Annotated in this window: 14 protein-coding genes; 12 read left to right on the forward strand and 2 right to left on the reverse strand. The window is 69.4% G+C overall.

From position 1 onward, the window contains the following. Positions 1-117 precede the first annotated feature (117 nt). The 5 genes from AC07NI_RS18905 (at position 118) to AC07NI_RS18925 (ending at position 5,503) form a co-directional block, all read left to right on the forward strand. Positions 118-2,181, forward strand: coding sequence for a S46 family peptidase (locus AC07NI_RS18905; RefSeq protein WP_494621901.1), 2,064 nt, complete (start codon positions 118-120; stop codon positions 2,179-2,181). Between the two features lie 177 nt (positions 2,182-2,358). Beyond that, the gene (locus AC07NI_RS18910; RefSeq protein ID WP_494621903.1) at positions 2,359-3,273 is read left to right on the forward strand and encodes an EF-hand domain-containing protein; all 915 of its coding nucleotides are present in this window, start codon (positions 2,359-2,361) and stop codon (positions 3,271-3,273) included. Position 3,274: 1 nt separating this feature from the next. Then, positions 3,275-3,400, forward strand: a complete 126-nt coding sequence (locus AC07NI_RS18915; RefSeq protein WP_494622275.1) for a hypothetical protein — start codon at positions 3,275-3,277, stop codon at positions 3,398-3,400. 142 nt (positions 3,401-3,542) lie between these two features. Beyond that, on the forward strand, positions 3,543-4,823 hold the full coding sequence (locus tag AC07NI_RS18920) for a NupC/NupG family nucleoside CNT transporter (RefSeq protein ID WP_494621905.1): 1,281 nt from the start codon (positions 3,543-3,545) through the stop codon (positions 4,821-4,823). Between the two features lie 62 nt (positions 4,824-4,885). Beyond that, entirely contained in the window at positions 4,886-5,503 is a 618-nt protein-coding gene (locus tag AC07NI_RS18925) for a glutathione S-transferase family protein (RefSeq protein WP_494621907.1), read from the forward strand. On the opposite strand, the gene AC07NI_RS18930 is transcribed toward AC07NI_RS18925, so the two are convergent. Continuing rightward, positions 5,500-5,952 carry a PaaI family thioesterase gene (locus AC07NI_RS18930; protein ID WP_494621909.1) on the reverse strand — a complete coding sequence of 151 codons (453 nt, stop codon included), beginning with the start codon at positions 5,950-5,952 and terminating at the stop codon, positions 5,500-5,502. The genes AC07NI_RS18925 and AC07NI_RS18930 overlap by 4 nt on opposite strands. Positions 5,953-6,060: 108 nt before the next feature. On the opposite strand from AC07NI_RS18930, the gene AC07NI_RS18935 reads away from it, so the two are divergent. The 6 genes from AC07NI_RS18935 (at position 6,061) to AC07NI_RS18960 (ending at position 10,391) form a co-directional block, all read left to right on the forward strand. After that, a complete protein-coding gene (locus AC07NI_RS18935) occupies positions 6,061-6,372 on the forward strand; it encodes a DUF3253 domain-containing protein (protein ID WP_494621911.1) in 312 nt (103 codons plus the stop codon). 45 nt (positions 6,373-6,417) lie between these two features. Continuing rightward, a complete protein-coding gene (locus AC07NI_RS18940) occupies positions 6,418-7,332 on the forward strand; it encodes a S1/P1 nuclease (protein ID WP_494621912.1) in 915 nt (304 codons plus the stop codon). Positions 7,333-7,372: 40 nt separating this feature from the next. Continuing rightward, entirely contained in the window at positions 7,373-7,957 is a 585-nt protein-coding gene (locus AC07NI_RS18945) for a uracil-DNA glycosylase family protein (RefSeq protein ID WP_494621914.1), read from the forward strand. Further along, entirely contained in the window at positions 7,954-9,012 is a 1,059-nt protein-coding gene (locus tag AC07NI_RS18950) for an alpha/beta hydrolase (RefSeq protein ID WP_494621916.1), read from the forward strand. Before AC07NI_RS18945 ends, AC07NI_RS18950 begins: the two co-directional genes overlap by 4 nt. Before the next feature lie 61 nt (positions 9,013-9,073). Continuing rightward, the gene (locus AC07NI_RS18955) at positions 9,074-10,135 is read left to right on the forward strand and encodes a Leu/Phe/Val dehydrogenase (protein ID WP_494621918.1); all 1,062 of its coding nucleotides are present in this window, start codon (positions 9,074-9,076) and stop codon (positions 10,133-10,135) included. A 49-nt stretch (positions 10,136-10,184) separates the two neighbouring features. Continuing rightward, entirely contained in the window at positions 10,185-10,391 is a 207-nt protein-coding gene (locus tag AC07NI_RS18960; RefSeq protein ID WP_494621920.1) for a UvrB/UvrC motif-containing protein, read from the forward strand. Here AC07NI_RS18960 and AC07NI_RS18965 read toward each other — a convergent pair. Continuing rightward, a complete protein-coding gene (locus AC07NI_RS18965) occupies positions 10,363-11,775 on the reverse strand; it encodes an MFS transporter (protein ID WP_494621921.1) in 1,413 nt (470 codons plus the stop codon). The two genes, AC07NI_RS18960 and AC07NI_RS18965, sit on opposite strands and share 29 nt — an antisense overlap. 192 nt (positions 11,776-11,967) lie before the next feature. Here AC07NI_RS18965 and AC07NI_RS18970 point away from each other — a divergent pair, with 192 nt between their 5' ends. Next, the gene (locus AC07NI_RS18970) at positions 11,968-12,768 is read left to right on the forward strand and encodes a DUF4908 domain-containing protein (RefSeq protein WP_494621923.1); all 801 of its coding nucleotides are present in this window, start codon (positions 11,968-11,970) and stop codon (positions 12,766-12,768) included. Positions 12,769-12,774 lie beyond the last annotated feature (6 nt).

The following is a 12,774-nucleotide window of genomic DNA, read 5'->3' on the forward strand; positions in this document are numbered from 1 at the left end:
GGCGATCGGCGAGCGGCCAAGTTAAATCGGGGTAAGGAGAATTTCCGCCCTGACATAATCGTCGCAGGGGCAGGAGAAAGGTAGTTCGACCGTCTGCGTGCGTTGTAATCGACTCACATGACCGTCCTGAAATCCGCCCTGGCCTTGGTTGTCGCGCTCGCCGCCACGGCGTCGGCGCATGCCGACGAGGGCATGTGGACCTTCGACAAGGTCCCGGTCGCGCGGATCAAGGCGGCCTATGGCGTGACCCTGGACCAGGCCTGGCTGGACACGGCCCAGGCCTCGGCGGTGCGGCTGTCCAGCGGCTGCTCGGGCGGCGTGGTCAGCGCCGGGGGGCTGGTCGTCACCAACAACCACTGCGTCGCCGAGTGCGTGCAGTCGCTGTCGACCTCGGGCCACGACTATGTCCGCGACGGCTTTCTGACGCTCGGTCCGCTGGAGGAGCAGAAGTGCGTCGGCCTGCAGGCCGAGGTGCTGCTGTCGATCATCGACGTCACCGACCAGATCCGCGCCGCCGCCGAGGGCAAGGGCCATGAGGACTATATCCGCGCTCGCGACGGGGCCATGGCGCTGGCGGAAGTCGCCGCTTGCGGCCAGGACGCCACCCTGCGCTGCCAGGCGATCAGCTTCTTCCGGGGTGGCGATTACAAGGTCTACAAGTACCGCCGCTATACCGACGTGCGCCTGGTGTTCGCGCCCGAGATCGCGGCCTCGGCGTTCGGCGGCGATCCCGACAATTTCAACTTCCCCCGCTACGGCTTCGACGTGGCGTTCATCCGGCTCTACGCGAACGACCGACCCGCGACGACGCCGACCTTCCTGAAGTGGCGCGAGCGGGCGCCGGCCGAGGGCGAGGCCAGCTTCGTGGTCGGCAGCCCGGGCTCGACCGATCGCCAGATGACGCTGGCCCAGCTGGAGACCCAGCGCGACCAGACCCTGCCGATCGGCCAGCTGCAACGCGCCGAGCTGCGCGGCCGCCTCGTCCAGTTCGCGACCCAGAGCCCGGATCGCGCCCGCATCGCCGGCCCCGCCGTGGCCTGGGTCGAGAACGCCTTCAAGGCCGGGCAGGGGCGGCAGGCGGCGCTGAACGACAGGGCCTTCATGGCCTCCAAGCGGGCCGCCGAGGACGCCCTGCGCGCCAAGGTCGCCGCCGATCCCAAGTGGGCGGCGCAGGTCGGCGACGCCTGGGACCAGATCGCCAAGGCGCAAGCGGCGGCGGCCGATCTCTATCCGGCCGTGCGGCAGCTGGAGATGCAGGCCGGCGGCGGCTCGGACCTCTTCTACCTGGCGCGGCTGCTGGTGCGCGCGGCGCAGGAGCGCGACAAGCCCAACGCCGACCGCCTGCCGGAATATGTCGACACCCGCCTGCCGATGATCGAGCGCAAGATCAGCGAGGCCCTGCCGGACGAGCCGAGCGTCGAGGAGCTCTATCTTGAGCAGTGGCTGCTGAAGACCCGCGAGCTGCTGACGGTCGACGCGCCGCAGGTCCGGGTGATGCTGGAGCGAGACAGCCCCGCTGACCTCGCCGACCGGCTGGCCCGCAGCCGTGTGGGTGACGCGACCTTCCGCAAGGCGCTGTGGAAGGGCGGGATCGACGCGATCGAGGACTCCGACGATCCGCTGATCCAGCTCGTCCTGCGCACCGACCACGGCGCCCGCGTGGCGCGCTCGGCCTGGGAGAAGACGGTGTCGGGCCCCACGGACCTCGCCGCCGAGAAGATCGCCCGCGCCCGGTTCGCCCTGCTGGGCGACAGCGACTATCCCGACGCGACGTTCTCGCTGCGCCTGTCGTACGGGAAGGTCGCCGGCTGGCAGGACCGCGACGGACCGGTGGCGGCCATGACCACCTTCGCCGGCCTCTACGATCGAGCGACAGGATCAGCGCCCTATGCCGCCGCGCCGCGCTGGCTGAAGGCCAAGGCCCGGCTGAACCCGGACACCCCGTTCGACTTCGCCACCTCCAACGACATCATCGGCGGCAATTCCGGCTCGCCCGTGCTGGACGCCGAGGGCAAGGTCATGGGGGTGGCCTTCGACGGCAACCTCTACTCGCTGGGCGGGGCCTATGGCTACGACGGCGCCCGCAACCGGGCCGTCTCGGTATCGACGGCCGCGGTCACCGAGGCCCTGACCAAGGTCTATGGCCGCAACGCCCTGGTCCGCGAGCTGACCGGCAACTGACGCGCGAGCCTCTGCACGCGGCCCGTGCAGCGTTAACCATGTCCGCAAAAGGCCTCATTTCTTAACCGCAACACGCTGAAAACTGGAATGTTTTTCGCGTGATCCCTCAGGCGTCGAAGCGTCGGCGCGGCGAGAGGTTCGCCCACGCAGGCGGCCTCCCAACAGAGGGTGAGCACTATGACCATAACCAGCGCTGGCTCATCGACGAGTCTCGCCCAACTTCGCCAGCTGCAGCAGGCGGCCTTCAAGACGGCGGACGCCGACGGCGATGGGCAGCTTTCGCTGACCGAGTTCCAGTCCATCGGGCAAAATATGCAGGGCTCGGACGGCCAGAAGGGCCCGCCGCCCATGCGCGGGGCCGGCGGACCGGGCGGACATTTCAAGGGCGACACACTGTCGTCGCTGCTCAAGACCCAGTCGGTCGACGACCTGACCAGCTCGCTGATGAAGGCCGGCGACGCCGACGGCGACGGCAAGATGACCGCCAGCGAGTTGACCTCGGCCCTGGCCGCCAAGGCTCCGGACGGCGCGCCGGCGGACGCGAGCAGCAAGCTGGCCTCGGACATCATGTCGGCCCTGGACACCGACGGCGACGGCAGCCTGTCGTCGTCCGAGATCTCGTCGGCGATCACCACGGCCGCCGCCGACCAGTCGTCGGCACACGCCATGCGAGGCCACCACGGTCATCATGGCGGCCCGCCGCCAGCCGGTGGGGCTGAAGGGTCTTCGGGCTCCAGCGGCGTGTTCGCGAGCCTGGACACCAACAAGGACGGCACGGTCTCGGCCGAGGAACTGGCGGCCGCGGGCAGCGGCGGTACGGATGCGACCAGTGGCGCCGCCGACCTGATCAAGACCGCCGACCAGGACGGCGACGGCACGCTGAGCGGCGGCGAGTTCGCGGCCATGCTCGACCAGGGCAAGTCGACCGGCACGGACGCGTCCTCGACCTTCGCCAGCCTGATGTCGGGCTCCACGGCGGCGGCGGATCTGATGCAGAAGCTGCTGGCCCAGCTGGACGCGGCGATGACGACGTCGTCGGCGTCGTCGAGCACCAACTCGACTGTGAGCGCCGGGACGAACGTCACGGCCTAACATTCCAGCTTGTCATCCCGGCCGTAGCGAAGCGGAGAGCCGGGACCCAGGGGCGACCGCGTTGCGCCGGCCCCTGGGTCCCGGACAAGCCCTACGGGCTTTCCGGGATGACACGGTTGGGAGGTAAGCGTCCTCTGACTTAGGCAATCCGCCCCTTCCTTAACCAAACCTTACGCAAGGCGCTTGCGTGCGACGGCTGACTTGGTGTCATTCTTCGCCCCTTGATCGGCGTCGCGGGGGCGTCGCCCCTTTGTAAGGTTGTCGTCTTGATGTTCCGTCCCGAGAACGTTCAGGCCCTGGCGGGTCTGGCGCTCACTTTGGGCCTTTGCTGGCTCGTCTCCGAGAATCGCAAGCGATTCCCGTGGGTTCTGGCGATCGCCGCCCTGGTCGTGCAAGTGCTGCTGGTGGTGGTGCTGTTCGGCCTGCCCCAGGCGCGCCAGCTGCTGCAGGGCGTCAACGGCGCCGTCGAGGGCCTGGCCAGCTCGACTCAGGCCGGCACCGCCTTCGTGTTCGGCTTCCTGGCCGGCGGCGACCAGCCCTATCCGGTCAGCAATCCGGGCGCGGGCTTCATCTTCGCCTTCCGCGTCATGCCGGTGATCCTGGTGGTCTGCGCCCTGTCGGCGCTGCTGTGGCACTGGAAGATCCTGAAGTGGGCCGCGCAAGGCTTCGGCTTCATCTTCCAGAAGACGCTGGGCCTGCGCGGCCCGCCGGCCCTGGCCACCGCCGCCACCATCTTCATGGGCCAGATCGAAGGCCCGATCTTCATCCGCGCCTATCTCGACAAGCTGTCGCGGTCCGAGCTCTTCATGCTGATCACGGTCGGCATGGCCTGCGTCTCGGGCTCGACCATGGTCGCCTACGCCACCATCCTGGCCGGCGTGCTGCCCAACGCCGCCGCCCACGTGCTGACCGCCTCGATCATCTCGGCCCCGGCCGGCGTGCTGCTGGCCCGCATCATCGTGCCGTCGGACCCGATGGAGAAGGGCGGGGACCTCGATCTCGCCGCCGAGGACAAAACCTACGGCTCCTCGATCGACGCCGTCATGAAGGGCACCACTGACGGCCTGCAGATCGCGCTGAACGTCGGCGCGACCCTGATCGTCTTCGTGGCCCTGGCCACCATGGTCGACAAGGTCCTGGGCGCGATGCCGATGGTCGGCGGCCAGCCGCTGAGCATCGCGCGCGGCCTGGGCGTGATCTTCTCGCCCCTGGCCTGGTCGATGGGCGTGCCCTGGAAGGAAGCCGGTACCGCCGGCGGCCTGCTGGGCGTGAAGCTGATCCTGACCGAGTTCACCGCCTTCATCCAGATGGCCAAGATCGGCGCGACCACGCTGGACGAGCGCACCCGCATGATCATGACCTATGCGCTCTGCGGCTTCGCCAACATCGGCTCGGTCGGCATGAACGTCGCCGGCTTCTCGGTCCTGGTGCCGCAACGCCGCGCCGAGGTGCTGAGCCTGGTCTGGAAGGCGATGATGGCCGGCTTCCTGGCCACCTGCCTGACCGGCTCCCTGATCGGACTGATGCCCAGGGCGCTGTTCGGGCTCTAGGGCCTTTCATTCCGCTGCGGAAAACGATCATCCTCCCGGTCACAAGCCGGGAGGATTTTCTTTTGAAGCTCTACGACAGCCGCCGCGCGCCCAATCCCCGGCGGGTCCGCTGGTTCATGGCGGAGAAGGGGATCGCCGACATCGAGATCGTCGATGTCTCGATCTTCGAGGGCCAGCACAAGACGCCAGACTACCTGGCCAAGGCCGGCTTGCCGCACCTCCCGGCGCTGGAGATCGACGAGACCACGACGATCACCGAGTCGGTGGCCATCTGCCGCTATCTCGAGAGCGTCTATCCCGAGCCCAACATGTTCGGCCGCGACGCGCGCGAGACGGCGATCATCGAGATGTGGATGCGGCGGGTCGAGATGATGGTCTCCACGCCGCTGATGATGGCCGTGCGCCACACCCATCCGGCCATGGCGGGCATCGAGACCCAGGTCCCGGAAGTCGCCCAGGCCCATTTCGGCATGGCCGAGCGGGCGCTGAAGGTGCTGGATCAGCGCCTGGCCGAGAGCCCGTTCATCGCCGCCGACCGCGTGACCATGGCCGACATCCTGGCCATCACCGCCATCGACTTCGCGCGCATGATCCGCTTCCGGCCGCCCAAGGAGCTGGAGCACCTGGCAGCGTGGCGCGAGGTGATGATCGCGCGGCCAGCGGCCGAAGCCGGCGTCTAGCGCGCCCGGATCTTCTTCACCACGCCCGAGAAGTTCAGCATCGGCCCTGTGCCGGTCGAGATCAGCCCTCGGATGAACAGCAGCGAGCCGCCGGCCTTGATCACCTCGCCCGTCGAGGTGACGAGGTCGCCGGGCTTAGCCGGGCCGATGAACTCACCGTTGAGGCTGACGGTCACGGCGCGACTGTCGGCCAGGGCCTTCCAGCCGATCGCGAACAGCGAATAGTCGGCGAAGGTCATCATGCAGCCGCCGTGCATGAAGCCGCCGCCGTTCATGTGGTGGGCCTCGGCGCGGAAGGCGGCGGTGATGCGGCCGTCTTCCTCTTCCTTGAAGTAGAAGGGGCCGGCGCGGTCCTCGAACGGGTCCATGCCGGTCCAGGTGCGCCAGCCGGCCCACTCACCGGTCTCCACCAGGCGCGGCCCGCTCCAGATGTCGTTTCCGCCGTCCATGGCCGATCCCCTCCACTTGTTCTTATCGTTGTTCAGTTAGAAGGGCGCAGACTGGCGCGCAAGCCGTCGGTCTCGCCTCTGCTGACAATCCGTGGCATGGGAGCGCTCATGACCTCCCCGATCCAAGACACGATCCTGTCCCTGCTCGCGCCGCTGGCCGAGGGCAAGTCGATCGACCCGATGAACGTCGCCAAGGCAGTCCAGCCCGAGCGCTGGCAACAGATTCTGGGCCACGTGCGCACCAACGCCATCGAGCTGGCCCGCGAGGGCAAGGTGGTGATCCTGCGCCATAACAAGCCGGTGAACCCCGAGAAATTCCGCGGCGTCTACCGCATCCGCACGCGCCTCGAGGGTGACCCGACCAGCTTCGAGGACACGGTCGCCGACGACGAAACCGGCGACGACGCTACGGAAGCTTGACCCCGAGGCGGCCGGGCCTGTGTTCTCTCCTGAAAGGGAGAGCACATGCGCAAGGTCGTGATCGCCGTGGCCGTATCGACGGCCATGGCCCTGGGCGCGCTGGCGCCCGCGCCGGCCCTGGCCTGGAACGACCAGGGCCACATGGCGGTCGGCGACATCGCCTACGATACGCTCTCTGTCCGTGACCCGAAGGCGGTGGCCGCCATCGTCGCGATCATGCAAGGCCACCCCGACCACGCCAGGTTCGAGAAGCGCCTGACCGGCCTGACCGGCAAGGCGCGGGAGCGGCGACTGTTCGCCCTGATGGCCGTCTGGCCCGACGACACGCGCGGCAGCCCCAACGACCATCCCGACTGGCACTACCAGTTGAAGCTGGCCTCGCCGACGCGGTTCGTGCTGCCGTTCTCGGCGGGCAAGGCCGAGAAGGCCTTCGCCGAACAACTGGCCATCGCCCGCGACCCGAAGGCGCCCCGCGCCCAGCGGGCCATCGCCTTGTGCTGGCTGATGCACCTCGTCGGCGACCAGCATCAGCCGCTGCACGCCGGCCACTGGCTATCGTGGGACTATCCCAAGAGCGATCGGGCCGGCTCCATCGCCTATGTCCGCCGCCAGCCGGGCGCGCCGCCGGTCGACCTGCACGAGCTGTGGGACAGCGCCCCCAACCGCGTGGCCGCCAGCAACGAGGCCGGCGCCGAGGCGATCGCGGCGACGGTCGAGAGGGCCTATCCGCGTCCGGCCCGCGTCGCCGATCCTTCCGCCGCGCTGAAGGGCTGGGAGCGCGAGAGCTGGGTCTTGGCCAAGGACGTCGCCTACCAGGGCGGCGCGCTGGCTCGGTCGCCGGACAAGGCCAAGGCCCCGGTGCTGCCGCCGGGCTACATGGCCAGGATGCGGTCGGTGGCCGATGCGCGGGTGGCGACGGCCGGCTACCGGCTCGCGGACGTCTTGTCGCTGGTGCGCTGACCGCGCTTGTTTTCGCGGGCATCGGGCTTAAGTGGCGACCATGCCGCTCGACGAGATCCTGGCCGACATCGCCGCCTGCCGGGCGTGCGCGCCGTACCTGCCGCACGTCCCTCGGCCCGTGACGCGGGTGCGCGAGGAGACCCGCATCCTGATCGCCGGCCAGGCGCCGGGAAGGATCGTCCACGAGACCGGCCTGCCGTTCAACGACGCGTCCGGCAACCGCCTGCGCCAGTGGATGGGGATCGACCGCGAGACCTTCTACGGCCGGCCCGAGATCGGCGTGGCGGCCATGGCCTTCTGCTTTCCGGGCACCAATCCGAAGGGCGGGGACTATCCGCCGCCGCCGCGCTGCGCGGCGATGTGGCGGGCGCCGTTGTTGGCTGAACTCCCGAACGTCGAGCTGGCCCTGCTGGTCGGCAGCTACGCCCAGGACTGGGCGCTGCCGGGGCGGACCAGCAAGACCATGACCGAGACCATCGCCCGTTGGCGCGAGTTCGGACCCAACGTCCTGCCGATGCCGCATCCGTCGTGGCGCAACACCGGCTGGCTGAAGCGCAATCCGTGGTTCGAGGCGGACGTCGTGCCCTTCCTTCAACAGCGTGTCGCGGACATTCTGGGCCGATGAACCGCCGCGCCCTGATCTTGACCGCGTCCGCCGCCACGCTGAGCGCCTGCGCCCCGCTGCGGCAGGGACCGGGCCTGGGGCCGCTGGGCTTCCGGGGGCCTCGGATCACCGACGACGGCTTCGTCAGCTTCGACGGCTCGACGCTGGGCCTGATGCGCTGGCTGCCGGCCGGGGAGCCTGAATGGGTCGTGGTGGGCCTGCACGGCATGAACGACTACTCGAACGCCTTCCACCTCGCCGCCGGCTGGTGGGCCGGGAAGGGGATCGCCACCTACGCGCTGGACGTCCGCGGCTTTGGCCGTTCGCCCGAGCGCGGGGTGTGGGCGCCGACCAATCTGGTGCTCGACGATGTCAGAGCGCTGATCACCGCCGTGCGTGAGCGCCACCCCAACGCCAAGCTGGCCCTGGCCGGCATCAGCATGGGCGGCGGCCTCGCCATCAGCGCCATGGCTTCCGACAACCCGCCGCCGATCGACAAGCTGATGCTGTTCGCCCCGGCCGTCTGGGGCTGGTCGAACCAGCCGTTGCCCAACCGCATGAGCCTGTGGGTCAGCGCCCACGTGCTGGGCCAGTGGGTGGTCAAGCCGCCGGACTGGCTGGTCCGCAACGTCATGGCCTCGGACAATATCGACGAGCTGCGGGCCATGGGCCGCGACCCGCTGATGATCTGGGGCGCGCGGTCCGACACCATCTACGGCCTGGTCGGGCTGATGGAGCGGGCGTGGAAGTCGACGGGCGGCATCAATGTCCCGGTCGCCTGGTTCTACGGCGCCAACGACCACATCATCCCGCGCGAGCCGACGGTCGAGGCCGTGGGCCGCCTGAAGCCCGGCGCCAAGACCGCCTACTATGCCCACGGCTACCACCTGCTGCTGGTCGACCGGCAGGCCTCCCACGTCTGGGGCGACGCCGAGGCGTTCCTGCGCGACGCGCCCGGACCCTGGCCGCCGTCGGGCGCGCCGGCCATTCCCGGGAGCGTGGCGGCGATGACAGCGTTGGACCCGCCCAAGCCGGCCAAACACAAGACGTCGCAACGTCCGTCTTCGGGGTTGTGAGGGGCGGCGAGGGGGCGTAAACCGCCGCCACGTTCATTCTAGCTGACGCGAGACCGACGGCATGACCTTGTTCGATTCCCCCGATTTCGAGGGACACGAAGGCGTCCACGCTTTCTTCGATGAAAAAACTGGTCTGAAGTCGATTATCGCGATCCACTCGACCGCGCGGGGCCCGGCCGCCGGCGGTTGCCGCATGTGGGACTACTCCAGCGCCGACGCGGCCGTCACCGACGCCCTGCGCCTGTCGCGCGGCATGTCGTACAAGAACGCCATGGCCGAGCTCGATCTGGGCGGCGGCAAGGCCGTGATCATCGGCGACAGCCGCAGCCAGAAGACGCCGGAACTGTTCGAGGCCTTCGGCCGCGCCGTCGACAGCCTGGGCGGCAAATACTGGACCGCCGAGGACGTCGGCGTCTCGCCGTCGGACCTGGAAAGCACCCGCAAGACCACCCGCTTCGTCGCCGGCCTGGAAGGCCACGCGGCCGCCTCGGGCGATCCGTCGCCGGTCACCGCCGAGGGCGTGTTCCGCGGCGTCCGCCTGTGCGTCGAGCGCGCGCTGAACCGTGACCTGAAGGGCGTGCGCGTCGCCATCCAAGGCGTCGGCCATGTCGGCGCCTATCTGGCCGAGAAGCTGCACGCCGCCGGCGCCGAGCTGATCATCGCCGACGTCAACCAGACCGCCCTGAACGAAGTGGCCGCCAAGACCGGCGCCCAGATCGTGCCGACCGACGCCATCTTCGACGTCGAGGCCGATGTCTTCGCCCCTTGCGCCCTGGGCGGCGCGATCTCGGCCGCGACCCTGCCGCGTCTGAAGGTCAAGGTCATCGCCGGCGGGGCCAACAACCAGCTGGCCGACGCCATGATCGGCCAGACCGTGTTCGATCGTGGCATCCTCTACGCCCCGGACTACGTCATCAACGGCGGCGGCATCATCAACGTGGCCGCCGAAATCCGGGGCCTGGAAGCCGGCGCGGCCTTCGATGGCCAGTGGGTCTCGACCAAGCTGGACCGTCTGGCCCAGACCCTGGCCGAGGTCATCGACCAGTCGATCAGCGAAAAGCGCCCCGCCAACCTGGTCGCCGACGAGATCGCCCGCGCCCGCATCGCGGCGGCGCGCGGCTAAAAGCGACGTTCGCGCGTTCTCCAGGGGAGCCCATCCCCTGGAGGCGCGCATGTCCCATCTCGACGACCTGAAGGAACAGCTGGAAGGGGCGGTCGCCGCCCAGGACTTCGATACGGCGGTCCGACTGCGGGCCGAGATCGACTCCATCCAGCACAGCGCCAAGGTGCGTGGCGTCGAGGACGCCCCGCAGGCGGCCTATTTCCACAAGCGCCGGGAAGAGGACGCCTTCAGGCCGCCGCCCGGTTCCGGCCGCTGATTGCCGAGCCGGCGTCCTTGTCCAGCGACAGGTAGACCGGCAGGGCCAGCAGGGTCACGAGACCGATGGCCACGAACGGGAAGGTGAAGCGGTCGGGCGTCAGCGCCCCGCCGCTGCCGCGCGCCAGGTGCAGCATCATGCCGCCGAAACTGACACCCAGCGCCAGGCCGACCTGCTGCGTCACGGCCGACAGGGTCGAGGCGGCCGCCGTCGAGGTTTCCGGCACGTCGGCATAGGCGATGGTGTTGGCGGCGATGAACTGGTTGGAGCGGCAGAACCCGCCCAGGGTCAGGGCCGCCATCATCAGCGCCATCGGCGTCGCGGGTCCGAAGAAGCCCGGCGCGGCGGTGAACAACGCCGTCAGGCTGACGAACACGGCCAGCGAGGTGCGGAAGCCAAAGCGCTTCAAGCCCGCCGCCGCGAACGGCCGGGCGACCAGCACGCCGATGCCGGTGGCCAGGGTGACGAAGCTGGCCTTCAAGGGTGTCCAGCCCAGCGCCACCTGCAGCAGCAGCGGCATCAGGAACGGGCTGGCCCCGATGCCCAGTCGCACCAGCGTCCCGCCGACCAGGCTGGCGCGGAAGGTCGGGTAGCGCAGCAAGGTCAGGTCCAGGATCGGCCGGCCGGTGCGCTTGGCGATGCGCAGATAGATCCAGCAGCAGGCCACCGACAGCGTCAGCAGGGTGATCTGCGCCCAGGGGGGCAGGAGGTTGATGCCCGCCGTCTCGGCCACGACCACCAGGCCGCTGATCGCCAGGGCCGACAGCACGAAGCCGGGAGTGTCGAAGCGGCCCAGATCGCGCCGGGGCTCGCCCTTGGGCACGAAGCGCATGACCGCGATCACGCCCAGCAGGCCGACGGGCAGGTTGATGTAGAAGATCCACGGCCAGTCGGCGACGCTGAGCACCAGCCCCGCGATCGGCGGACCGATCAGCGGGCCGACCAGGGCGGGCATGGTGAACCAGCCCATGGCGGTCAGCAGTTTGTCCTTGGGCGTGGCCCCGACCACGATCAGTCGCGCCACCGGCGTCATCATCGCCCCGCCGATCCCCTGGACGATCCGCGAGGCGACCAGGGCCTCCAGGCTGCGCGACTGGCCGCACAGGGCCGAGCCCAGCAGGAAGACGGTCATGGCCGACAGGAACACCCGCCGCGCCCCGAACCGCTCGGCCGCCCAGCCGCTGGCCGGCGTGAACACCGCCAAGGCCAGGATGTAGGAGGTCAGGGCCAGCTTCAGGTGGATTGGATCGACCGCGAAGGCCCGCGACAGCGTCGGCAAGGCGGTCGACAGGGCCGTGGAGTCGATGAACTCCATCAGGAGCGCGCTGGCCACGGCGATCGAGATCAGGCGCGTGGCGAGCGGGGAGGTAGGCTGATCGGGCACGAGGGCGCTTTACGCCCCTGGACGGCCAGGGTCCATACGCGTGTTCGTCACATCCTTGCAGAGCGGAAACAGGGCTTCGCGCAGCTAAGGGGTGTTGCTCGCGAACGACACTGGAGAGGCCAAGCTAAGGCGTGGCTGGCGCAAGGTCTTTGTGGCCAATATTCGCCCTACTCGGCGATCATGACCTTGGGCATGAACAGTCAATCCGCGGCGAAGGCGGGGCCCGGGAGGCGCGCGATAGTACTGGCGTTCGCGCTCGCGGCCTGCGCCGGGACGGTGAACGCCCAGCAATCGAGTCACCGTCTCCGTGACTTGCTGTTCGGCGGCCACAATGGTTCGGACTCGCGTCAGGCGCCGCCGCCCGTGGCCCGCTACGTGTCCGAGACCGGCTACGTTTTCGTCCTCGACCGGGGCGCGCGCCTGCCGCTGATGAAGTTCGAGAACAGCGCCGAGGTCTGGGTGCTGTTCGCCCAGCCGGCCCCGCGGGGCGACACCATCTACAGGAACGAACTGGGCGAGCCGGTGCTGCGGGCCAGCAAGCTGGGCGGCATGACCCTGTTCACCAGCGAGCGGCCGGCCGGCGACGCGGCCGCCCTGACGGGGAAGGCCGCGTCGATCCAGCCGCCGCCGTTCATGTCGGTCAATGCCGTGTTCCAGCGGTTGCTGCAGGCCAGCGTCCGCGCCAGCCGGGCGGCACAGCATGGCGTCTCGTTCGAGGCGATCGACGACGCCGGCGGCGCCTCCGACGACGTCACCCCCGCCACTTCGGTGCTGGTGGCCGACACCGCCACCGTGACCGCCGAGGCCTTGGAGCGCATGGCCCGCAACGGGGATCGGGCGCTGCTCTCGCGCGTGGTCCGCGTCCTGTTGGTCAGGGGGCCCAAGCCCGGCGCCAGCCTGAAGGGCGGCGACCTGACCGTCACCTACAGCCCCGACAAGGGCCTGGCCGGCAGGCCATCGTCAAAGCGCATCATCAAGGTCGTGGCCCGATAGGGACGG

It is taken from the genome of Caulobacter sp. GW821-FHT10E02 (genome assembly GCF_059415225.1).

Bases quoted from the DNA above. Each gene is read 5' to 3' on its own strand.
- AC07NI_RS18905 (WP_494621901.1), top strand. From the start codon at position 118: ATGACCGTCCTGAAATCCGCCCTGGCCTTGGTTGTCGCGCTCGCCGCC.
- AC07NI_RS18910 (WP_494621903.1), top strand. From the start codon at position 2,359: ATGACCATAACCAGCGCTGGCTCATCGACGAGTCTCGCCCAACTTCGC.
- AC07NI_RS18920 (WP_494621905.1), top strand. From the start codon at position 3,543: ATGTTCCGTCCCGAGAACGTTCAGGCCCTGGCGGGTCTGGCGCTCACT.
- AC07NI_RS18930 (WP_494621909.1), bottom strand. From the start codon at position 5,952: ATGGACGGCGGAAACGACATCTGGAGCGGGCCGCGCCTGGTGGAGACC.
- AC07NI_RS18935 (WP_494621911.1), top strand. From the start codon at position 6,061: ATGACCTCCCCGATCCAAGACACGATCCTGTCCCTGCTCGCGCCGCTG.
- AC07NI_RS18940 (WP_494621912.1), top strand. From the start codon at position 6,418: ATGCGCAAGGTCGTGATCGCCGTGGCCGTATCGACGGCCATGGCCCTG.
- AC07NI_RS18945 (WP_494621914.1), top strand. From the start codon at position 7,373: ATGCCGCTCGACGAGATCCTGGCCGACATCGCCGCCTGCCGGGCGTGC.
- AC07NI_RS18950 (WP_494621916.1), top strand. From the start codon at position 7,954: ATGAACCGCCGCGCCCTGATCTTGACCGCGTCCGCCGCCACGCTGAGC.
- AC07NI_RS18955 (WP_494621918.1), top strand. From the start codon at position 9,074: ATGACCTTGTTCGATTCCCCCGATTTCGAGGGACACGAAGGCGTCCAC.
- AC07NI_RS18960 (WP_494621920.1), top strand. From the start codon at position 10,185: ATGTCCCATCTCGACGACCTGAAGGAACAGCTGGAAGGGGCGGTCGCC.
- AC07NI_RS18970 (WP_494621923.1), top strand. From the start codon at position 11,968: ATGAACAGTCAATCCGCGGCGAAGGCGGGGCCCGGGAGGCGCGCGATA.